Source organism: Rhizobium sp. No.120 (genome assembly GCF_054558365.1).
Window position 1 is genome coordinate 70,713 of sequence record NZ_BAAJNQ010000016.1, and the last position, 21,055, is coordinate 91,767.

Here is a 21,055-nt window from a genome sequence, read left to right on the forward strand (position 1 = left end):
CATGCGTTGTGGGTTTTTTTGTTTTGGGAGATACGATGCAGACCGCCGCGAAAATCGGCATTCTCTACTCGACCACCGGGCCATACGGTTTGCTGGGGCGTGAGGCTCAACTCGGTGCCGAATTTGCCCTTCACGACTATCGCCGCAATGGCGGCATGAAGGCGGAGCTCGTCTTCTTCAATCCGCATGCGGATCTGGCCGCCTATCTCGAAGGCGCGCGCAGCCTGATGCGTGACAGCGGCTGCCGGCACATCGTGGGCACGATCACATCCGCTGCCCGCAAGGAAGTCATTCCGCTTGTCGAGAAGCATGACGGCCTGCTGTGGTACATGTGCCCGTACGAGGGGTTCGAGGCGAACGAAAACGTCGTCTACATCGGTGCCTGCCCCAATCAGCATCTCATCCCGCTGTTCGAACATCTCATTCCGCGTTACGGATCACGCCCTTATCTCGTCGGCGCCAACTATGTCTGGGGGTGGGAGATGAACCGACTCGCCCGCGAGCTGATCGTCAATGCCGGCGGAACGATCCTCGGCGAACGCTACCTGCCGCTTGAGGAAACATCCGTCGAACGTATCGTCGCCGATATTGCCGAGAAGCGGCCGAGTTTCATTCTCAACAACCTGATCGGCCCTTCGAGCTACGCTTTTCTGGCAGCAATCGCGGAACTCGGGAAGCGGGACCCGGCATTCCTGCCGGAAAATTGCCCGGTCGCCAGCTGCGACCTGACTGAATGCGAGCTGATGGATATTGCCGGCGGCGCAGTCGGCCAGCTTTCGGCGCTCTCCTATTTCGACGGCTTGGATACCAGCGAAAACATCGCCTTTAAGTCCCGTCTGAAAACATGGAGGCCGGAGATCGGCAAGATCTCGACCATCTTTGCCAGCGCCTATACTGCCGTCGCCCTTTGCATTGCCGCAATCGAGGCATCAGGCAGCGACGATCCCTTGATGGTGCGGCAAGAGGTTGTCTCGCGCTCCTGGCCATCCGTGCTGGGAAATCTGGTGGTCGATCCGACGACGAACCATGCGGCACTTCCCTTCTATCTTGGGCGTATCAATGCCCAGCATGGATTCGATCTGATAGCTTCTGAACCCGCCATTCCCGCTGATCCCTATCTGATCGCAAGCAGACAGAAGCCAACCCGGCATCTGCGGGTGGTGCAATCATGAACGGCACACCCAATTTCGCCGGCTGGCATGTCACGCTCCTTGCGGAAGACGACGCCAATACCGAAAGGCTGAACCGCCAGTTGATCGTTCTCGGCATACGGGTAAATCGCCAATGGAAGCCCATCCCGCCCGACGAGCTACCGAATCTGGTCGTCGTCGACGTCGATCGTGGTTGGGACGAGTTGATCCCATGGAGCGGCGATAAACCGCTGCGTCCCGTCGTTGCCGTGCTCGGTTCAGAAGCACCCGGCCGTATTGCCTGGGCCCTGCGCCAGGGCGCTGGCGCCATCATTCAAAAGCCGGTGACGGCATCGGCGGTCTTTCCCGCCCTGGTGCTGGCGGTATCCATCCACGAAGAGCGCCTGATGACAGCAAGCCGTATCGCCCATCTGGAAGAGCGCCTGAAACTCCGGCCGGTCGTCTTCACCGCAATCGAACGGCTTAAGGCCGAGCGCAAGATCGATGACGAAGGTGCCTATGCGATCTTGAGAAATTGCGCCATGCGCCGGCGTCTTCCGGTCGAACAAATCGCCGCCTTCTTCCTGGTCGGCTCCGAGACACTCTACGAGGTCGGCTGATGCGGATATTCAAGGAACTTTACCGACAACCCGCAGGGCTGTTCGGCCTCATCATTGTCGTGGCAGTTGTCGCCATGGCGATCGCAGCGCCATGGCTTGCGCCTTTCGACCCCGACAATCAGATGTTCGAAGGCCTGACCCTGGAAGGAGCGCCCATGCCGCCGGGCGGGCAATTCCTGCTTGGCACCGATACGCTCGGCCGCGATCTGTTTTCGAGACTGTTATTTGGCGCAAGGACGTCCCTGATCATCGGTCTCGTCGCCAATGGTGTTGCCGTGACGATCGGCCTTTTCGTCGGCGTCATGGCTGGCTATCTGCGCGGCTGGGCCGGCAGTCTGCTGATGCGCTTCACCGATCTGATGATGGCCTTTCCCGCCCTTTTGCTGGCGATTGTGCTTGCCGCAATCCTGAAACCCAGCCTTTGGATCGTCGCCATGGTCATTGCGCTCGTGAATTGGGTGCAGGTGGCCCGCATCGTCTACACCGAAACACGCGCATTGGTGGAACGCGACTTCATCATGGCCGAACGGGCGCTCGGCGCCGGCCATACGCGTATCCTTGCCCTGCATATCCTGCCGCATCTCGTGCCGACCGCCATCGTCTGGGGAACGCTCGGCATCGCAACAACCGTCCTTCTGGAAGCGACGCTGTCCTTCCTGGGTGTCGGAGTGCAGCCGCCGCAACCATCCTGGGGCAATATCATCTTCGAGAGCCAGAGCTATTTTCAGGCCGCGCCTTGGCTCGTCTTCTTCCCCGGGGCGGTCATTTTGCTGACAGCTCTCGCTTTCAACCTCGTCGGTGACGCGCTGCGCGACATTCTCGATCCGACCCAGAGAGGCAGGGGCTGATGCTGAGCGTTCTTGCGCGGCGCCTCGTTCAATCGGCGCTTATTCTTCTCGGTGTTGCCGCCATCACCTTCATTCTGCTCTATGCGCTGCCGGCCGACCCGGCGCGCATGATCGCCGGCCGCAGCGCCACCCCGCAGACCGTTGACAATATCCGCCGCGAACTTGGTCTCGACCAGCCGCTTCTGGCGCAATTCATGCACTATCTGAACGGCCTGCTGCATGGGGACTTCGGCCGCTCCTATGCGCAGAAAACACAGGTTACGACCCTCATCCTGGCCCGCCTGCCGGCTACGATCACCTTGATGGCGGCAGGCATTTTCGTGGAAGTGCTGCTTGGCCTGACGCTCGGGATCATCGCAGCGCTCGATCGGGGTGGCCCGACCGACCGCCTCGTCATGGCGTCGGCCTTCGTCGGTGTGTCCGCGCCGCAATTCGTCGTGGCATTGCTTCTGCTGTATCTCTTTGCGGCCACGCTGGGCTGGTTCCCGATGAGCGGCTACGGCAGCTTCTCGAACATCGTGCTGCCGGCGGCCACGCTCGGCCTTCTTGGCGCCGGCTGGTATGCCCGCATGGTCCGCTCGGCCATGATCGATGTGCTGAACCAGGATTTCATCCGCACCGCACGCGCAAAAGGTTTGTCCGCACGGCGCATCATCCTGCGCCATGCCCTGCCGAACGCCATCCTGCCGATCATTGCCATGATCGGCATCGACATTGGGCAGTTCATGGGCGGTGTGGTGGTGGTCGAGGCCGTCTACGGCTGGCCAGGCATCGGCCAGCTGGCCTGGCAAGCGATTCAGCTGGTCGATATTCCGATCATCATGGGGGTTACGCTTACTTCCGCGCTCGCCATCATTCTCGGCAATCTGGCCGCCGACCTTATCGCACCGCTTATCGATCCACGCATTCGTTCGCATTGAATCACACCAAGAAGGGGAACTAACCTATGTTCAAAAGCTGGTTACTCAGAACGACGACGGCTGCCATGCTGGTCCTCACGCCGCTGGCCGGCCATGCCACCGATCAGCCGACGGACGGTGGCAGCATCACCGTTACCTATAAGGACGATATCACCACGCTCGACCCGGCCATCGGCTACGACTGGGTGAACTGGTCGATGATCAAGAGCTTGTTTTCCCGTCTCATGGATTACGAACCAGGTACGGCAAAGCTCGTTCCGTCGCTGGCCGAAAGCTTCACCGTCTCCCCGGACGGCCTGACTTACACCTTCAAGTTGCGCAAAGGCGTGAAGTTCTCGAACGGACGCGAGATTGTCGCTCCGGACGTCAAATATTCTATCGAGCGCGCGGTCAATCCAAAGACGCAGGGTCCTGGCGCCGGCTTCTTCGGTGCGATCAAGGGCTATGAGGACATGGCCGCTGGCAAAGCCGACAATCTTCCGGGCATCGAGGTACCGGACGCAGACACCGTCGTCTTCCATCTGGGCCGCCCGGATGCGACATTCCTGCATGTGTTGGCAATCAATTTCGCTTCCGTCGTGCCGAAGGAGGCCGTGGAGGCTGCAAACGGCGACTTCGGCAAGAAGCCCGTCGGCTCGGGCACATTCATCCTCAAGGACTGGACCATCGGCCAGAAGCTCGTCTTCGAGCGTAACAAGGATTACTTTGCCAAGGGCGTTCCGCATGTCGACAGCTTCACCGTTGAAGTCGGACAGGAACCGCTCGTAGCACTTCTGCGTCTGCAGAAGGGTGAGGTCGATATCGTCGGCGACGGTATTCCGCCGGCAAAATTCCTGGAGATTAAGAACTCTCCGGACGGTGCGAAGATGATCGTCGATGGCGAGCAGCTGCATACCGGCTACATTACGCTCAACACGAAGGTGAAGCCCTTCGACAATCTGAAGGTTCGCCAGGCAATTAACATGGCCGTCAACAAGGATCGCATTACGCGCATCCTCAATGGCCGGGCCACACCGGCAAATCAGGTTCTGCCGCCGCTGATGCCGGGTTATGACAAGTCATTCCAGGGCTTTGCCTATGACGCGAAGAAGGCAAAGGCGCTGCTTGCCGAGGCCGGCTATCCCGATGGCTTCTCGACCGTGCTCTACTCGACCAACACCGACCCGCAGCCTCGCATTGCGCAGTCGATTCAGCAGGATCTGGCGGCAATCGGCATCAAGGCCGAGGTTCGCGCGCTTGCGCAGGCCAATGTCATCTCCGCCGGCGGAACGGAAGGCGAGGCGCCGATGATCTGGTCGGGCGGCATGGCCTGGATCGCCGACTTCCCCGATCCGTCCAACTTCTATGGACCCATTCTCGGTTGCTCTGGTGCCGTTCCCGGTGGCTGGAACTGGTCGTGGTATTGCAACAAGGCCCTGGACGAACGCGCCGTTGCCGCCGACTCCATGTCGGATCCCGCCAAGGCGGCAGATCGCCAGGCAGCCTGGGGCAAGATCTTCACCGACATCATGGCTGATGCTCCCTGGGTACCCGTCATGAACGAGCGCCGCGTGGTCGCCAAGTCGTTGCGCATGGGCGGATCTGGCAATGTCTACGTCGATCCGACCCGCGTCATCAACTATGACGCGATCTTCGTGAAACAATAAGCCAAGAAGATGGCCAATTCGCCTCTCTCGCTACGCGGGGGAGGCGGGCTAAAGCCAGCGGAACTGAATTCGGAGACCATCATGTGCATCGCCTGCACCCACACTATTCATCGCGCGCAGCATAATTTCGGCTGGAACAGAGACTTTCCGCCGGCCCTGACAGCAAAGCCCGGCGAAACCATCCTGTTCGAATGCATGGATTCGTCGGGTGGTCAGATGGGCGCGGATGCGACGCTGGAAACGCTCGTCAATCTCGACTTTGCCAAGATCAATCCCGTCTCCGGTCCGGTCTATGTGGAAGGCGCCAAGCCCGGCGACGCCCTCAAGGTGACGATCCGCAAATTCCACCCGATCGGTTACGGCTGGACGGCAAATATTCCGGGCTTCGGACTTCTGGCCGATCAGTTCAAGGACCCGGCGCTGCATGTCTGGAAATATGACAGCGTCGCTATGGCGCCTTCAGCGTTCGGTCCGGGCGGTCGCGTGCCCCTGAAGCCGTTTACGGGAACGATCGGCGTGGTACCGGCAGAACCTGGTCTCCACTCCGTTCTCCCACCCCGTCGCGTCGGCGGCAATTTGGACATCCGCGATCTGACGGCGGGCGTCACGCTCTATCTGCCGATCGAAACGGAAGGCGCGCTTTTCTCGGTCGGCGATACGCATGCGGCGCAGGGCGACGGCGAAGTCTGCGGCACGGCCATAGAAAGCCAGATGAATGTCGAATTGACGCTCGATCTGGTCAAAGGCGCCAACCTCCAGACCCCGCGCTTTACCACTACCGAGCCCGTCACGCGACACCTCGATGGTGCCGGCTACGAAGTGACGACAGGTATCGGCCCGGATCTGATGACAGGTGCGAAGGAGGCCGTCATGCGCATGATCGACCTGCTCACGGCCGAGCATGGCCTCAATCCGGTCGATGCTTACATGCTCTGCTCGGTTTGCGGAGATTTGAGGATCAGCGAGATCGTCGATATGCCGAATTGGGTTGTTTCCTTCTATTTTCCAAGGATTGTCTTCGCGTGAGCATTCAAAGCGCCCGTTCAGCGGTTCTTTCCGTCCGTAACCTGAGCGTCGATGCCAGAACGCCGGAAGGGTTGACGCGCATTCTCGATGATGTGAGCTTCGACCTTGAGCCCGGCAGGACGCTTTGCCTTGCGGGCGAATCCGGATCGGGGAAATCGGTGACCTCCCTCTCGATCATGGGCTTGCTTCCGAAGACTTCGTTGAAGGTCGCCGCGGGCGAGATCCTGCTGGAGGGACGCAATATCCTCGGCATTCCGCACCGCGCCCTGCGGCAGATCCGTGGCGGCGAGGTGGCGATGATCTTTCAGGAGCCGATGACCTCGCTCAATCCGGTCATGACGATCGGGGCACAGCTTATCGAGGCCATCCGCGAGCATCAAGCCGACACCGCCGACGCCGCCGCGAAGATCGCCAAGTCCATGCTCGATGCCGTCCATATCAGCGACGCCGCCAAGCGCTTGACCCAATATCCCCACGAGCTCTCCGGCGGCATGCGTCAGCGCGTCATGATCGCCATGGCCCTGTCATGCCGTCCGAAAGTGTTGATTGCCGACGAGCCGACCACGGCACTCGACGTTACGGTGCAGGCGCAGATCCTGACATTGATGCGCGAGCTTCGCGACGAATTCAACACATCGATCCTGCTGATTACCCATGACATGGGCGTCGTTGCCGAAATGGCCGATCGCGTTGCGATCATGCAGCATGGCCGCATCGTCGAGCAGGGCGATGCGCTCGATATCTTCGGCAAACCCGGCCAGGCCTATACACGCGAACTGCTGGCCGCGGTGCCGCGCCTCGGCACTCATGCCGGCACGGACGAGCCACCGCGCATTTCAAACGCTCCCGTCATGGCTGCGACGGACACGCCCATACTCGAAGTTGAGAAGCTGAGCGTAACCTATGGCGGCAAGAGGGGATTGTTCGGTAATGGCAAGACCGCCGCACCCACCGTCAACGAGGTCTCCTTCGCTATCAAGGCCGGCCAGACGCTCGGGCTGGTGGGGGAGAGCGGATCGGGCAAATCCACTACCGGCAAAGCCATCCTCAATCTCATCGGCTTTGCAGGAAGTGTGAAGATCGAAGGCCGTGAGGTCCATGGGCTTTCCGCGGCAAAAATGCAGCCGGTGCGCCGCGCCGTGCAGATGATCTTTCAGGATCCCTATGCTTCACTCGATCCGCGCATGAGCGTCGGCTCCGCGATCGCGGAGCCGTTGGTAATCCACAATGTCGGCAATGCGTCCGAGCGCAAGGATCGCGTCGCGGCGCTATTGAGGCGCGTCGGGCTAACGCCGGACGCCGCAGGCCGCTATCCGCACGAGTTTTCAGGTGGCCAGCGCCAGCGCATCTGCATCGCACGTGCGCTGGCGCTCGAACCGAAGCTGATCGTCGCGGATGAGAGCGTAGCCGCGCTCGACGTTTCGGTGCGCGCACGCGTTCTCGATCTGATGCTCGAGCTTCAGGAACAGATGGGGCTTGCCTATCTCTTCATTTCGCACGACATGGCCGTCATCGAGAAAATGTCGCATCACGTCGCCGTCATGCGCGGCGGCCGCATCGTGGAAATGGGCACGCGCCGGCAGGTGTTCGAAAACCCAAGCGACGACTATACGCGAAACCTGATGGCTGCCGTTCCGATCCCCGATCCAGCTCACTATCGGCAGGCACGCCGATGCTGATGGTTTTCCCGACTTTCGGCCGACTTCTGTAGCGGAAATCTTGTTCAATCGGCGCCTCTGGTGACAAGAATCAAGCGGCGCAAATCTCGCGCGCGATATCTTGCGGATAAGCTCCCAGGCAACCCTCTACCGCGGTGTTGGACATGATCGCGGCAGAAATACCTTTCACAGGATCGATGAACCAACTGTGTCCATAGACGCCGCCCCAAGTTACCGATCCTTTCGACATCGGGGATTCTGACAAAACCGGGTCCTTGATGACCGCGCCCAAAAAGGAAAATCCCTGTCCTGGTTCTCCTGGGCGTGGAATGTCGCCTATCTGATTGAGGAGCGCCGCTTTCGCCGTCTCAGACTTCAAGATGGGAGCCCCACCCTGGCGGATGGTTTCAAGAAAGGAGATCAGATCCGGTGCCGTCCCCACCATACCAGCGCCACCGGACTGGAAAGCCTTTGGGTTGAACAGCCGGGTCGGCGCAAAGGTCAGCAAGTTGCCATCATTGTCCGGGATTGGATGATGGTCACTCATTCTGACGGCCTTGGAATCGCCATCGGCATAAGGTGTGGCAAGTCGCCGGGGATCCCTGACCGAGAAACCAGTGTCGCTCATCCCGAGCGGTCCGGTTACATGACGACGCACCGCTTCATCGAGGCTGCACCCTTCAATCTGCGCTATGACTGCTCCGAGAACATCGATGGCGATCGAGTAAGACCAAAGCGTACCCGGCGCTGCCAGCAGCGGGAAGGTCGATAGCCGGCTGAAGTTCTCCTGGAAATCGAGGTCTGTATCAGAAAGGCCGCTATTGAACATCCGCTCCGGTGGCGTGGTTTTGGGATCTGCCCCATAGCTGAGGCCTGCCGTATGAGTGAGCAGGTGTTTGATGGTGATATCGGCTGTTTTCCCATCTGGCTGTCGGGGCCGGAAATAAGGAAGGTAATCTCGCACGAGGCTGCCAAGGGCTAGCCGGCCCTTATCGATAAGAGCCAGAGCGGTCGCTGCTACGAATGGTTTGGTCACTGACGCGAGCCGAAATATGGTTCGGGTGTCAATGGGCTTTCCCATTTCGCGATCGGCATAACCGGCCGCACGGCTATAGACGGTTTCGCCACCTCTAACGACAATTACGACGGTGCCGACGATCTTGCCGGCACTGATCGCCCTCTCCACAACTGTGTCCACCCGCACTTTCATCGCAACAATCCTCGAGTGCTTCCCGACATATATATATATAGCACTACATATATCGGTCATGTCTGCAAGGCGGTGCACGCCAATACGCGTCTTGGGGAACCGCAAGGGACCCGAGGAGGAGTACATTTGCATCGACTCTTAGGGATCAGATTGACGAACTGTGGCGTCAGCGCTCGGTGGTCGATATTGCCCCATTGGTCGAAGCACGCAGGCTTGTTCCGACATCCCTCTGGCCATGAAGGGGAAGGATGGTGCCGGGACGAGGGCTTCCAGTCGCGTGCTGAACCCTGATAGCGACGATAGCGCTAGCCTGCGGCCACCAGTCCGGGAGGAGTTTTGGGGCTCAAAGCCGCGCGTCATGTCGGTATCGACGGGACCGATAAAGCAAGTATGGAGGCCACCCGGCGACTGGCCAGGAGGGCGATTAAGGCCTGCATTAAATTGTGGCACGCGGCCTTGGAGATCGAATATGCCGGCGCGGATGCAACTGGAGCCAACGCCGACAGAGCGATTTACCAGTCCAGTCGAATGGCGAGTTTCCCAAGGGGACCCTCGGACAGTGCGTGGTAAGCTTCTGCAATATTGTTGACACTGAATGTTTGCGCCACCACCGGTACGATCTGGGCCGTATCGATCGCCTTCATAGCTTTGCTGAAGTCCTCCGCCGATCCTGTATTGTTTCCTTGGACCCGCAGAGCCTTGACGATGATTGGCATCAGGTCGATCTGTAGGTTCGTCCCCGTGACGAAGCCGATCGTGAAGATGACGCCGCCATAACGTGCCGCGGCAAGCGACCGCACAAAGGTATCGGTTCCGACCGTATCCAGGACGAGATCAGCGCCCAGCCCGTTGGTCAGTTCCAGGACCTGTGAATCCCAGTCTGGTGATCTGCGATAGTTGATGGTCGCGTCTGCGCCGAGCGCGCGCGCGAATTCCAGTTTCTCATCGGAGGAAGAGGTAACGATCGTCCGCGCTCCCCTTGCCCTTGCCAGTTGGAGGCCAAATAGCGAGACGCCACCTGTGCCGAGAAAAACTGCGGTGGAACCGGGGCAGATATCGGCGCACACCAATGCGTTCCACGCGGTCGTTGCCGCGATCGGAGTGGTTGCTGCCGCCTCCCAAGATAGATGATCGGCGATTTTGACGAGAGAGCCAGCCTCTACAGTTGCTATCTCGATCAGCGAGCCCGGCAGTGTGGCGCCGCGGGTAGCGCCAGCCCTCTCTGTCGTTCCTCGCCCGGCAGACCAAATTGCTTTCGGGTGCAAAGCAACACGGTCACCAACGGCAAAGCCCGAGACACCATCTCCGATCGCAATCACCTCGCCAACGCCATCCGCGACGGGAATGAGCGGATAATCGATGCCGGGATATTTTCCGAGCGCCACGGCGAGATCGATGAAGTTGAGGCTCGCGGCATGCATCCGGACCAATAGCTGAGCATGCCCGGGTGATGGGGGATCAGGCAGCTCCGTTCTCACCAGCTGGTCCAAGGAAGGTCCGTTTAGCGTGATAGCGTGCATGGTATTGCCCTTTCATAGTGTTTGGCAGCCACAACTATGCCATCCTGCAAAAGAATCTGGAATTGGGGCAATATGCAGTATATATCTGCATATTATGCAGCAATCAGATGCCCTTCCTGACATCGAAAGTTTAATAGCTCTCGTCGCCGTTGCCGAAGGCGCATCGTTCAACGCTGCCGGCCGGCGACTTGGACGCGACGCCACGGTAGTTTCCCGTCGCGTACAGAATTTGGAGCAGCGTCTCGGAGTTCGGCTTCTTGAACGTTCCACACGCAGCATTACGCTTACCGAAGCCGGCTTCGCTTACCTTCAGCAGATCCGCCCTTTACTTCAGGGCCTGGCGAGCGCAGGTCGGGAAGCGGAACGGTATTCCAGCGGCGAGCCGCGAGGGCGACTTCGGCTGGCTTTGCCGGGTAGTTTTGGCCGAATGTGGCTGATGCCGCTTCTCGTCGAGTTTCTCGATGCCTATCCTGGTGTGACGCTCGATGTTGCGTTTTCAAATCGATTCGTGGATTTGATCGGCGACGGGTTCGATCTGGCGATCCGCCTTGGGGTTTTGCCGGACTCGAGACTCGTGAGCCGCAAGCTTGCGGATAGGAAGCGGATGATTGTGGCGTCGCCTTCATATCTTGAGCGACATTCGGCACCGACGACACCCGGTGATCTTTCTGAAAAACACTGTTTGATCTTCTCGGGGAAGCCCAATCCTTTCCTCTGGGAGTTCATAATGCCGGGCGGCGAGCAACTTTCTGTGCCCGTTTCCGGCCCGTTCATATCGGATGATGCCGAGGCCCTGGTGCTTGCCGCAATCAATGGCCATGGATTGCTCTATGCGACGGACTGGCTGGTCGGTCGTGATCTCAGCGACGGGCGTCTTGTTCAGGTTCTCGAAAATTATCCGGTGCCTGACGAGGGCGGAATCTACCTTGTCCACCCCTCCGGTCGGCACGTGCCCAACAAAACCCGCGCCTTCGCTGATTGGATCACCAAGCGTTTTTCCCAAACCTCGCCTTGGCTCGCGTGCGAACGATGATGGGCGCGAGACGAATCAACTTCCTCATCCCTTGTAGAAGAATTTCAGGGAACGCCCCCTTTTTCTTCCTCGACATCCGCGCCACCGAGCCGCCGCACGAAGTCCGCGAAGAAAAGCGAGGCGTTAGTGGCCCGTTTATGCACCGCGATGGTCTGAGGAATTTGCGAGAACACTCCATCTACCACCCGGAAACCTTCCATCCGCTCGGAGGCATTGAAGAGGAATTCCGTCAGTCCGGCCGCCGTATCGCATTCTCCGTTCGCGAGAAAGTCGAGGGCGGCCGTGGGGCTATCGACATGTAGCACCGTCGCTCGCTTGAGTATTCGCTCAAGCTGCTTCGTATAGGCGGCGCTACGCGCGGAGGCGATGCGAATTCCCTTGGAATCCAGCTCGTCCGCCGTCCGGTAGGGTGAAGAGACCGGAACCAGGTAGGTGGCTTCGACCGAGATATAGGGAGGCGAGAAGCTGAAGCGATCTGTTCTCGATGGGTCTGACGCGATGAAGGCGATGTCCCACTCGCCGCGGTCCGCGGCAGAAAGAATATCCGCTGCCGATCCGTATCGTATCAGCGAAAGCCCGCGATTGAGTTCATTGGCGATCCTATTCGCAATTTCCGCGCTGGGGCCCACTAAGGCGCCTGCATTTTCGTCCCAGCGAATCAATGCTGCGTTCGACATGTTGACGGCGGCCCTAATGATTCCAGTCGGCGCTATCTCCGAGCAGACCTGCTCCAAAGTGAACATGCTACGTCTCCCTAGAGCGTGATGCCGAAAAGTGTAGGCGGTTTTCGGATGACATCACGCTCTACTTCTTTGATTCCAGAGCGGATTCGGGTTTGAAGTCGAAAAGACCTGAAATCATCCGCCTCTAGCGCGAAAACCTGGACGCAAGCGCTTCCGATCCTCTGGCAAGGAGGGCAACGTCAACGCCAACCGCCGTGAACAGCGTTCCCTGCTCTATGCAGCGAGCCGCAAACTTCTCGTCAGACGTCAAGATGCCCGAAGGCTTGCCGATGGCTTTCAAGCGTTCGATCGCATTCTCGATTGCCGAAACTACCTCGGGATGCCCCGGCTGCCCGGGATAGCCGAGGCTGGCTGCGAGGTCCGCCGGACCGATGAAGATCCCATCGACTCCGTCGACCCCCGCGATGGTTTCGAGCTGATCGAGCGCCTCCCGTGTCTCGATCTGCAGCAAGAGGCAGATCTCCTGTTCCGCGATCTGCGCGTAGTTCGGCACGCGGCCGAAACGCGTGGCGCGGGTAAGGGCGGAGACGCCGCGGATACCTCGCGGTGCGTAACGCGCCGCGGCCACGGCCGCCTTCGCCTCCTGTTCATTCTGCACATAGGGAATGAGAAGCGTCTGGACGCCGATATCCAGAAAACGCTTGATCAATACGGGGTCGTTGAAGGCAGGGCGCACCACGGCGGCAACGTCGTATGGCGCGACCGCCTGCAACTGTGGGAGCACGGTGAGGACATCGCTAGGAGAATGCTCAGTATCGAAAAGCAGCCAGTCGAAACCGGAGGGGGCGACGATTTCCGCCGTATAGCTGCCCGGAAGGCCGCACCACAATCCGATCTGACTTTGACCGGCCAGGAGTTTTCGCTTGAACCTGTTGATTGGGAGTTCCATTAGATCCTCACACGAATGAGACGCCGATTGAGCCGACGGGGCCGTAGTCGGCCTGGATCACGTCGCCTCGGGCTATATCCACAGGGCGGGTGAAGGAGCCGGCCAGCACGATCTGCCCCTTTTTCAAACCGCCGCCCACCGCATGGAGCTTGTTTACCAACCACGCGATTCCAGCTGCCGGATGGCCCATTATGGCGGCGGAAACACCGGATTCCTCGATGATGCCGTTCTTCGAAAGGGTGGCTCCTACCCAGCGGATGTCGATATCCATTGGACGAATGATGCGACCTCCTACGACGATCGCGCCAAAAGCGGCATTGTCGGCGATCGTGTCTGTGATCGCCCTTGGAACTTCGGTGCGATAGTCGATGATCTCCAGCGCCGGAACCACGAATTCGGTCGCCCTCATCACGTCGTAGATCCGCGTACCGGGGCCTTCGAGATCTTCGCCCATCACAAAGGCAAGCTCGACTTCGAGGCGGGGCTTGATAAAGAGGTCCGCCTTGATCTGCGCTCCGTCATTGTACAGGGCGTCGTCGAGGATGACACCGTAGTCGGGCTCGGTCATCTTGGACGCCATCTGCATTGCGCGCGACGTAAGGCCGATCTTATGGCCTGCGATCCGAGCACCCTTCGCAATGCGAGCCTCCGCCCAGAGCGCTTGAATTTTATAGGCGTCTTCAAGCTCTAGACCGGGATAGGTCTTGCTCGGTTGAACGATTGGCTTGCGCTCGGTTTCCGCCTTCAGAAGGGCGTTGGCCGCCTCTCGGCGTTCCTGTTCTGTAATCATCGGTTCGGCTCTGTCGTTGGTTATTTGATGGGTGGACGCGGCAGCACGGCTTCGCCGGGTTCCATGACGTAAGTGTAGTCGAGTGAGAACCAGGGGCCGTCGACGCCGGGCTCGGACGGATGTGGTTCCTGATGGAGAACGAAGTCGCCGGTGAGGGCTGCCGTCACGCCAAACTGAACGTCGGAATCGATGTGCGGATCGCTTGGATCGAAGACCTGGGAAATCAGCGTTTTGTATCCCTGCTTGAAGATCAGGGCGTGAAGATGCGCTGGCCGGTACGGGTGACGCCCCTGCGCCTTCAGCAGTCGGCCGACGACGCCGTCGACCGGGATCGGATATCCGACCATCTTCACGGTTCTGAACCAGAAGCGACCGTCGGCATCCGTGGTGAACTTGCCCCGAAGGTTCATCTCAGCCTGATCGGGATCCTGATTTTCATAGAGCCCAACGGGAGAAGCATGCCAGACGTCGACCTCGGCACCAGCCATCGGCCTGCCGTCCCGGTCTACCACCCTGGCGCGGACATAGAGGGGCGTGCCCGGCGTGTCGGAGCGGACGATCGTGCCGCCGTTTTCGACGCGGGGAGAGTTCAGGCGCCAGAACGGGCCGAGAAGAGACTGCGACGTCTCCGTCTGGCCACTGTTGCCGTTGTTCAAAAGGCACACCAGCGAGGATACGCCGAGAGATCCGGCCATGAGAACAAATTCGTTGTGGCTGTCCGTCTGTAGTTGTCCGATCTCGTTGAGTATCGCCGTGGCTTCGCGGAACTCGACTTCGGATAATCTTACCTCTCGCACGAATGCATGGAGATGCTTCACCATTGCGACGAGGATTTCTCGCAGGCGGGGATCCTCGGTTTTGTTCATCACCGCGAGGACGGCAGGCGTCAACTCGCCTTCGGTTTTTATGGCCATAGGGCTACCTCCCAATGGCTCTGACTATTCAAAATAATCGATTATCTGTCAATGAATGTTACGACGACTTTTTCCATCGGCGAGGAGGGAACTGGCTAAGTACAAGATTAACTCTTTGAAAAAACCCAATTAAAGTTGAGAGGCGTATGTGTTGTAGCCAGCAAAATGGGTTTATTCACGTTTTCCGTTGACACAAATAATCGTTTATCATATCGATCATCGACAGTTGATCGAAATTGCCAGGGAGCAGGGATGAGTTCGAGCGACGACAGCGCCTCTGCGCCACTGACAGACGAGGAGACGGCGTCCGCGGGTTTTGCCGATGATGGCAAGAACACGATCGGAAGCCAGTTGGCGTCGCGTTTGCGCGAGGCGATCATCTCTGGCGAGTTGGAGGCCGGCAGCAAGATCAATCTCGACAAGGCGCGCCGCACGTTCAATGTTAGCTTGAGCCCTCTGAGGGAGGGGCTTGCCCGCCTGATCTCCGACGGTTTGGTGGAATTTCAGGACAACCGCGGTTATCGCGTGGCGCCGATCTCACTGGCGAATTTGGAAGAAATCACGACGCTCCGCGAAGAGCTCGAAGTCTTCGCGCTGCGGGAATCCATGCGCATCGGCGATGTCGAGTGGGAGGGCAATATAATGCGCTCGCTCCATCGCTTGAACCGCACGGAACGAGATGCCTCACGGCCTGAGACGCTCGAGCAATGGGAAACGCTTCACCGGGAATTCCATCTCACGCTCATTTCCGGTTGCGGCAAGCCGCTTCTGTTGCATTTCTGCGGCCTCTTGCTGAACCTGAATGACCGATACCGCCGGGTCTTCCTCATCAGGACGTCCGGCGACCGGAACGTCGGGCAGGAGCACAGCGAGATCGCGCAGGGAGCGGTCGCGCGGGATATCGACTACGCCTGCGAGAAACTGCGACAGCACATCCACCGCACGGGGACGAACCTTCGGAATCATCTCGCGACGAAAGGGATAGTGTGATGATGCCGCCTGGATCAAAGTCAGAGCAAAAGATTGGCGTGGCGCACTTCTCCGCCATCTCCCTGGCGCCGAGCGATTTTGCGAAGGCCGCGGCGGAGGCGGGCTTTTCCAGAATTGGACTGAGGCTCAATCCGGCATTTCCTGGAGCGCCATACTATGAGCTGCCTGTAGGCGGTCGCGCAGCGGAAGAATTGAAAGCCGTATTGCGCGGCGAAGCGCTTGAGGTCTTCGATATCGAGTTCTTTGTCATCGATCCCTCGTTCAACGCCTCGTCTCTGGAGCCCATAGTGGCTGCGGCCGCCAACATCGGGGCCAAGCGTCTAAGCGTGTGCGGCGACGATCCGGAGCGGAGCAGGCTGCAGTCGAACTTCACCGAATTCTGCAGCCTTGCAAGCGGCTACGGATTGGCAGTCGATATCGAGAACATGGGATGGCGGACGGTCAGAACCTTCGCTGACAGCGTCGATCTCCTGAAATCGAGCGGCACGTCCAATGCCGGCGCACTCGTAGACGGAGTCCATTTCTTCAGGAACGGCGGAACGTTGACGTCGCTACGCGCCGACATCGACAGGGTCAAGCACGTCCAGTTATGCGACGTCAGCGGACCCGCTCCGAGCACCGCCGAGGCCATGATCGCGGAGGCCCGAGGCAAGCGTCTTGCTCCTGGCGAGGGCGAATTGCCTTTGGGTGAACTGGTTGAAATAGCCGACGGGGCCGCATCGATCTCGGTCGAAGTACCTCTTTCAGGCTCGGCAGACGCGGAGGAGCATTTGAAACGCCTGTTCGAAGGGGCCTTACGAATATTTAAGCCGGGTCAGTGATCGCGGCGCCGGCGAGGCGAGAGCCGCGCCGAAGGGAGGAAGCCAGCAGATGGGTTACAGGTTTGATTTTGGCGCGGTCTTCGACCGCGCCCCGGAATTGTTTTGGGGTTCGCTCGGAACGTTGGGTCTCGCCTTCGCCGGGATGCTGCTCGCTCTCGCGATCGGGATCCTGGGCGTGACAGCGAGAACGTCGAAGACCGCGTGGGTTCGCGCTCCGGTTATCGCGTTCGTCGAAGTCGTCCGCAACACGCCGTTCCTGGTGCAGATCTTCTTCATCTACTTCGCCCTCCCGCTTATGGGCATCCGCCTGAACCCGACGGTCACCGCAATCATCGCGCTGGGGATCAACGGAGGCGCCTACGCTATCGAGATCATCCGCGGGGGCGTCGAGAGCATCAACAAGGGACAGATCGAAGCCGGTTTTGCGCTCGGGCTGCACAAGGCCGATGTATTCCGGCTCATCGTTCTGAAGCCGGCACTGCGAGCGATCTACCCCTCTTTGACGAGCCAGTTCGTGATGCTGACCTTGACCACGTCGGTGTGCACCTCGATCGCCGCATATGAGCTGACTTCCGCGGCGCAGCGCATCGAGTCGGATACGTTCCGAAGCTTCGAAGTCTACTTCACCGTGACCGCAATCTACCTGGTCATCTCAAGCCTGATGATGGGAATCTTCGCCCTGATCTCCCGTTCCTACTTCAACTATCCGACTCGATAGGAGGCGCTCATGGGTCCCATCGGCGAAAACGAGCTGTTCTTCATCCTTCAGGGTCTGAAATGGACCTTATTGCTAGCGGTTATCGGTTTCATCGGCGGAGGCGTGTTCGGCATTTTGATTGCGCTTGCGCGCACGTCGAAGCATCGTTTCGCCCGGCTTGCATCATCCGGCTATATCGCGCTCTTTCAGGGCACGCCGCTCCTGATGCAGCTCTTTGTCGTCTATTACGGCGTTGCCTTGTTTGGCATCGACGTCAACGCCTGGGTCGCTGTCGCGATCGCGTTCACTCTCCACGCAAGCGCCTTCCTCGGCGAGATATGGCGCGGCTCGATTGAAGCCGTTCCCAAAGGGCAGACTGAAGCCGCGAACGCTCTTGGCCTGCATTACGTCTCCCGAATGAAGGACGTGGTTTTGCCGCAGGCTTTGAAGATTTCGATGCCTGCGACCATCGGCTTTCTCGTGCAGCTCATCAAGGGAACGTCGCTTGCCGCGATCGTGGGCTTCATCGAGTTGACCCGGGCTGGCCAGATCATATCGAACCAGACCTACCGCCCGCTGCTAGTCTTCGGGATCGTCGGAATAATCTACTTCATGATTTGCTGGCCTCTTTCCCACGTCGGAAGCGGCCTTGAGAAACGGATGGCAAAAGCCGCCCGCTAAACCTGCTTCGGGAGAAGTAAACAGCACAAGAGGAGGAAAGTGCAATGAATACCAATCGTCGGAAATTTCTCGGTCTAGCGCTGGCGACCGCTACCTTCGCCGCCGTTGGCGCCACGGCAGCCACCGCGGCATCTGTTGAGGAGATCAAGTCGAAGGGAACGCTCGTCGTGGGCATCCAAGGCGACAACGCGCCTTGGGGCTTTGTGAATTCGAGCGGCAAACAGGACGGTTTCGACGCCGATGTGGCGACGCTGTTCGCCAAGGAACTCGGCGTGAAAGTCCAGTTCCAACCGCTCGCGGTAGCGAACCGTATTCCGGCGCTCACGACCGGCAAGGTCGATATTCTCTTCGCCACGATGGCGATGACGGAAGAGCGCGCCAAGGCGATCCAGTACAGCAAACCTTATGCGGCCAACACGATTTCGCTTTATGCCGCCAAAGCCGACGCCGTGAAATCGCCGGCCGACGTGGCTGGTTGGGAAATAGGCGTGCCGAAGTCCAGCTCGCAGGACAAGGCCGTAACCGACGCGGTCGGATCGAAGGCCACCGTCCGCCGCTTCGACGATGATGCGGCCACTATCCAGGCCCTGATCTCCGGACAGGTAAAGGCAGTGGGCGGCAATCAGTTCTACGGGCAGAGGCTCGATGCGGCCAGCGCCGGCACGTATGAACGAAAGATCGACTTCCTGACGACTTACAACGGCGTGGGAACGCGACTCGGCGAGAAGGACTGGAACGAGACCGTCAACGCCTTCCTCGACAAGATCAAAGGCAACGGCGAACTCGCTGCCATCACCAAGAAGTGGATGGCAATCGATCTTCCCAAGTTCCCTGAATCCATCCCCAACATCCCGTTTACGGTCAAGTAAAGCATAAATGGAGGGCGCCGTGCTCAATTCTCCCAACGATCAGTCGACCTTGATATCCCTTGATAAAGTGGAGAAATGGTACGGCGCCTTCCACGCCCTGAAGAACATCAATCTGTCGGTTCGCAAGGGAGAGAAGATCGTCCTTTGCGGACCGTCCGGTTCCGGCAAGTCCACCCTGATCCGCTGCATCAACGCTCTTGAACTGATTCAAGGCGGCAAGATCGTGGTGGAAGGTCAAATGCTTGATGGCACCGCCAAGGCGGTCGACGCCATTCGCCGTGAAGTCGGAATGGTTTTCCAGAACTTCAATCTGTTCCCGCACATGACCGTCCTGCAAAACTGCGCGCTTGCACCCATGAGAGTGCGGGGCGCAAGCCGTGCCGACGCAGAGAAGTTGGCGCGAAAGTATCTCGAGCGCGTCCGCATCCTCGATCAGGCGGAAAAGTATCCGGCACAACTCAGCGGCGGACAGCAGCAGCGCGTCGCCATCGCGCGTGCCCTATGCATGGAGCCGAAAGCGATGCTTTTCGACGAGCCCACGTCCGCCTTGGATCCCGAAATGGTCAAAGAGGTTCTCGACACCATGATCGGCCTCGCAAGAGATGGCATGACGATGATCTGCGTGACCCATGAAATGGGCTTCGCACGGCAAGTCGCTGACAGGGTCATCTTCATGGCTTCCGGAGAGATCATCGAGGAGGCGGAGCCCGAAACCTTCTTCAAGAACCCCAAGCATGACCGGACAAGGGCATTTCTCGGCGAAATCCTTGCGCATCACTGATCGGGCAGAGACATGGACAACAACAAATTCCTGGTCGGCCTCATCGGCGCCGACATCCAGATGTCAAAGTCGCCGGCGCTCCATGAAACGGAAGGGCGCCACCTGGGGCTTGATTACGAGTACGAGCTCGTGGACTTGGCAGTGCGCGGATTGCCTCCTTCCGCGCTGCCGGATCTCCTGAACGAGCTGGAAAGCCGCGGCTATGCGGGAACCAACATCACCCATCCGTGCAAACAGACCGTGCTGCCTCACCTGACGCGCCTGTCCGAGGACGCTAAGATGCTTGGAGCCGTCAACACGGTCGTGCTTCAGAACGGCGAGCGGATCGGACACAACACCGACTGGTATGGCTTCTACAAGAATTTCGAGCGCGGCTTGCCCGACGTCGCGAAGGCTCATGCCGTTCTGCTTGGCGCTGGTGGTGCCGGGGTAGCCGTCGCGCACGCTGCCGTGAAACTCGGCATAGAAAAACTCTCGATCTTTGATCAGGACGAGCGCCGCGCCTCTACGCTTGCCGATCAGCTCAATGAGAGATTTTCAGGAGAGGTCGCAAGGCCGGTCAGAGACGTGGGTGCCGCGCTCGCCATCGCAGATGGCCTGATCCACGCCACGCCGACTGGTATGCCAAGCCATCCGGGGCTTCCGATAGATCCCGATTGGATACAGCATCGTCACTGGGTGGCCGATATCGTCTACATGCCATTGGTGACCGAACTCCTTGCGCTGGCAAAGCAGAAGGGGTGCCGAACGCTGCCGGGCGGCGGAATGACCGTGTTTCAAGCGGCGGCCGCCTTCGAGCTGTTCACAGGTCTGTCGCCCGACACGGAACGAATGTCGCGCCATTTCGATGAGATGTGCCGAGCGGCAGCCTAATCGGGGGACTATGTCATGCCGCATATCATCATCGACTACAGCCGAGGCGCAGCGGAACGTGTCGCCATCGACGAGCTGACTCGTGCGGTTCATCGCCGGGTACGCGACGGAGGGCTGGTCAAGCCAACCGTTGTCCGCACCTTCGCCAGAGAAGCTACCGTCTCCTGCGTCGGCGACGAGCATCCCGACAACCACTTCGTGCAGATAATTCTACGCATGGCCCCAGGCCGCCCTCCGGAAGTCAAACGAGAGCTGCTGAAATCGGTGCTCGAGGCTGCGCGTGACGTCGCAGCTTCCGCCTTGGAAGCCGGCCGGCTCGGGCTTCGCGCAGATCTCTACGAATCCGACCCAAACTTCGCGTTTCAGGACATAGCGTTCGCCTGATCCCGGCAACGC

The 21,055-nt window shown here is 59.3% G+C and carries 22 protein-coding genes; 16 read left to right on the forward strand and 6 right to left on the reverse strand.

All coding sequences use genetic code 11. The annotated features are described in order from the left end of the window. Nucleotides 1-35: 35 nt before the first annotated feature. The 7 genes from ACYJRZ_RS28135 (at nucleotide 36) to ACYJRZ_RS28165 (ending at nucleotide 7,869) form a co-directional block, all read left to right on the forward strand. The gene (locus ACYJRZ_RS28135; protein ID WP_459464259.1) at nucleotides 36-1,172 is read left to right on the forward strand and encodes a transporter substrate-binding protein; all 1,137 of its coding nucleotides are present in this window, start codon (nucleotides 36-38) and stop codon (nucleotides 1,170-1,172) included. Then, nucleotides 1,169-1,750 carry an ANTAR domain-containing response regulator gene (locus tag ACYJRZ_RS28140; protein WP_459464261.1) on the forward strand — a complete coding sequence of 194 codons (582 nt, stop codon included), beginning with the start codon at nucleotides 1,169-1,171 and terminating at the stop codon, nucleotides 1,748-1,750. Before ACYJRZ_RS28135 ends, ACYJRZ_RS28140 begins: the two co-directional genes overlap by 4 nt. Beyond that, on the forward strand, nucleotides 1,750-2,598 hold the full coding sequence (locus tag ACYJRZ_RS28145) for an ABC transporter permease (protein WP_459464263.1): 849 nt from the start codon (nucleotides 1,750-1,752) through the stop codon (nucleotides 2,596-2,598). Before ACYJRZ_RS28140 ends, ACYJRZ_RS28145 begins: the two co-directional genes overlap by 1 nt. Further along, complete coding sequence (locus tag ACYJRZ_RS28150; protein WP_459464265.1) at nucleotides 2,598-3,518, forward strand: ABC transporter permease; 921 nt, start codon at nucleotides 2,598-2,600, stop codon at nucleotides 3,516-3,518. Before ACYJRZ_RS28145 ends, ACYJRZ_RS28150 begins: the two co-directional genes overlap by 1 nt. A 26-nt stretch (nucleotides 3,519-3,544) precedes the next feature. Further along, nucleotides 3,545-5,164: an ABC transporter substrate-binding protein gene (locus ACYJRZ_RS28155; RefSeq protein ID WP_459464267.1), complete on the forward strand. Its 1,620-nt coding sequence runs from the start codon at nucleotides 3,545-3,547 to the stop codon at nucleotides 5,162-5,164. Nucleotides 5,165-5,245: 81 nt separating this feature from the next. Further along, nucleotides 5,246-6,190, forward strand: a complete 945-nt coding sequence (locus tag ACYJRZ_RS28160) for an acetamidase/formamidase family protein (protein ID WP_459464269.1) — start codon at nucleotides 5,246-5,248, stop codon at nucleotides 6,188-6,190. Further along, a complete protein-coding gene (locus ACYJRZ_RS28165) occupies nucleotides 6,187-7,869 on the forward strand; it encodes an ABC transporter ATP-binding protein (RefSeq protein WP_459464271.1) in 1,683 nt (560 codons plus the stop codon). Before ACYJRZ_RS28160 ends, ACYJRZ_RS28165 begins: the two co-directional genes overlap by 4 nt. 70 nt (nucleotides 7,870-7,939) lie before the next feature. On the opposite strand, the gene ACYJRZ_RS28170 is transcribed toward ACYJRZ_RS28165, so the two are convergent. Together ACYJRZ_RS28170 and ACYJRZ_RS28175 are read right to left on the reverse strand one after the other, a co-directional pair. Then, on the reverse strand, nucleotides 7,940-9,058 hold the full coding sequence (locus tag ACYJRZ_RS28170; RefSeq protein WP_459464273.1) for a serine hydrolase domain-containing protein: 1,119 nt from the start codon (nucleotides 9,056-9,058) through the stop codon (nucleotides 7,940-7,942). A 512-nt stretch (nucleotides 9,059-9,570) separates the two neighbouring features. Beyond that, the gene (locus tag ACYJRZ_RS28175; RefSeq protein WP_459464275.1) at nucleotides 9,571-10,536 is read right to left on the reverse strand and encodes a zinc-dependent alcohol dehydrogenase family protein; all 966 of its coding nucleotides are present in this window, start codon (nucleotides 10,534-10,536) and stop codon (nucleotides 9,571-9,573) included. A gap of 40 nt (nucleotides 10,537-10,576) precedes the next feature. On the opposite strand from ACYJRZ_RS28175, the gene ACYJRZ_RS28180 reads away from it, so the two are divergent. Beyond that, on the forward strand, nucleotides 10,577-11,611 hold the full coding sequence (locus ACYJRZ_RS28180; RefSeq protein WP_459464277.1) for a LysR family transcriptional regulator: 1,035 nt from the start codon (nucleotides 10,577-10,579) through the stop codon (nucleotides 11,609-11,611). 44 nt (nucleotides 11,612-11,655) lie between these two features. Here the strand turns inward: ACYJRZ_RS28180 and ACYJRZ_RS28185 are convergent, their stop codons facing one another. From ACYJRZ_RS28185 to ACYJRZ_RS28200, 4 genes are all read right to left on the reverse strand, one after another. Then, nucleotides 11,656-12,354: a transporter substrate-binding domain-containing protein gene (locus tag ACYJRZ_RS28185; RefSeq protein ID WP_459464279.1), complete on the reverse strand. Its 699-nt coding sequence runs from the start codon at nucleotides 12,352-12,354 to the stop codon at nucleotides 11,656-11,658. Nucleotides 12,355-12,478: 124 nt separating this feature from the next. Next, the gene (gene hpaI, locus ACYJRZ_RS28190) at nucleotides 12,479-13,243 is read right to left on the reverse strand and encodes a 4-hydroxy-2-oxoheptanedioate aldolase (protein WP_459464281.1); all 765 of its coding nucleotides are present in this window, start codon (nucleotides 13,241-13,243) and stop codon (nucleotides 12,479-12,481) included. Nucleotides 13,244-13,250: 7 nt separating this feature from the next. Next, complete coding sequence (hpaH, locus tag ACYJRZ_RS28195) at nucleotides 13,251-14,033, reverse strand: 2-oxo-hept-4-ene-1,7-dioate hydratase (RefSeq protein WP_459464283.1); 783 nt, start codon at nucleotides 14,031-14,033, stop codon at nucleotides 13,251-13,253. Nucleotides 14,034-14,053: 20 nt separating this feature from the next. Continuing rightward, on the reverse strand, nucleotides 14,054-14,947 hold the full coding sequence (locus tag ACYJRZ_RS28200; RefSeq protein WP_459464285.1) for a dioxygenase family protein: 894 nt from the start codon (nucleotides 14,945-14,947) through the stop codon (nucleotides 14,054-14,056). 252 nt (nucleotides 14,948-15,199) lie between these two features. Here ACYJRZ_RS28200 and ACYJRZ_RS28205 point away from each other — a divergent pair, with 252 nt between their 5' ends. The 8 genes from ACYJRZ_RS28205 to ACYJRZ_RS28240 are packed head-to-tail and all read left to right on the forward strand — an operon-like array spanning nucleotide 15,200 to nucleotide 21,043. Next, nucleotides 15,200-15,937, forward strand: a complete 738-nt coding sequence (locus ACYJRZ_RS28205) for a GntR family transcriptional regulator (RefSeq protein ID WP_459464287.1) — start codon at nucleotides 15,200-15,202, stop codon at nucleotides 15,935-15,937. After that, nucleotides 15,937-16,758 carry a sugar phosphate isomerase/epimerase family protein gene (locus tag ACYJRZ_RS28210; RefSeq protein ID WP_459464289.1) on the forward strand — a complete coding sequence of 274 codons (822 nt, stop codon included), beginning with the start codon at nucleotides 15,937-15,939 and terminating at the stop codon, nucleotides 16,756-16,758. The genes ACYJRZ_RS28205 and ACYJRZ_RS28210 overlap by 1 nt, the downstream gene beginning before the upstream one ends. A gap of 49 nt (nucleotides 16,759-16,807) precedes the next feature. Then, nucleotides 16,808-17,476: an amino acid ABC transporter permease gene (locus tag ACYJRZ_RS28215; RefSeq protein WP_459464291.1), complete on the forward strand. Its 669-nt coding sequence runs from the start codon at nucleotides 16,808-16,810 to the stop codon at nucleotides 17,474-17,476. Between the two features lie 9 nt (nucleotides 17,477-17,485). Continuing rightward, nucleotides 17,486-18,136, forward strand: coding sequence for an amino acid ABC transporter permease (locus ACYJRZ_RS28220; protein ID WP_459464293.1), 651 nt, complete (start codon nucleotides 17,486-17,488; stop codon nucleotides 18,134-18,136). Between the two features lie 44 nt (nucleotides 18,137-18,180). Continuing rightward, nucleotides 18,181-19,005: a transporter substrate-binding domain-containing protein gene (locus tag ACYJRZ_RS28225; RefSeq protein WP_459464295.1), complete on the forward strand. Its 825-nt coding sequence runs from the start codon at nucleotides 18,181-18,183 to the stop codon at nucleotides 19,003-19,005. Nucleotides 19,006-19,012: 7 nt separating this feature from the next. Further along, nucleotides 19,013-19,786: an amino acid ABC transporter ATP-binding protein gene (locus tag ACYJRZ_RS28230; RefSeq protein ID WP_459464297.1), complete on the forward strand. Its 774-nt coding sequence runs from the start codon at nucleotides 19,013-19,015 to the stop codon at nucleotides 19,784-19,786. Nucleotides 19,787-19,798: 12 nt separating this feature from the next. Next, nucleotides 19,799-20,659 carry a shikimate dehydrogenase gene (locus ACYJRZ_RS28235; RefSeq protein ID WP_459464299.1) on the forward strand — a complete coding sequence of 287 codons (861 nt, stop codon included), beginning with the start codon at nucleotides 19,799-19,801 and terminating at the stop codon, nucleotides 20,657-20,659. Nucleotides 20,660-20,674: 15 nt separating this feature from the next. Next, nucleotides 20,675-21,043 carry a 5-carboxymethyl-2-hydroxymuconate Delta-isomerase gene (locus tag ACYJRZ_RS28240; protein ID WP_459464301.1) on the forward strand — a complete coding sequence of 123 codons (369 nt, stop codon included), beginning with the start codon at nucleotides 20,675-20,677 and terminating at the stop codon, nucleotides 21,041-21,043. Nucleotides 21,044-21,055 lie beyond the last annotated feature (12 nt).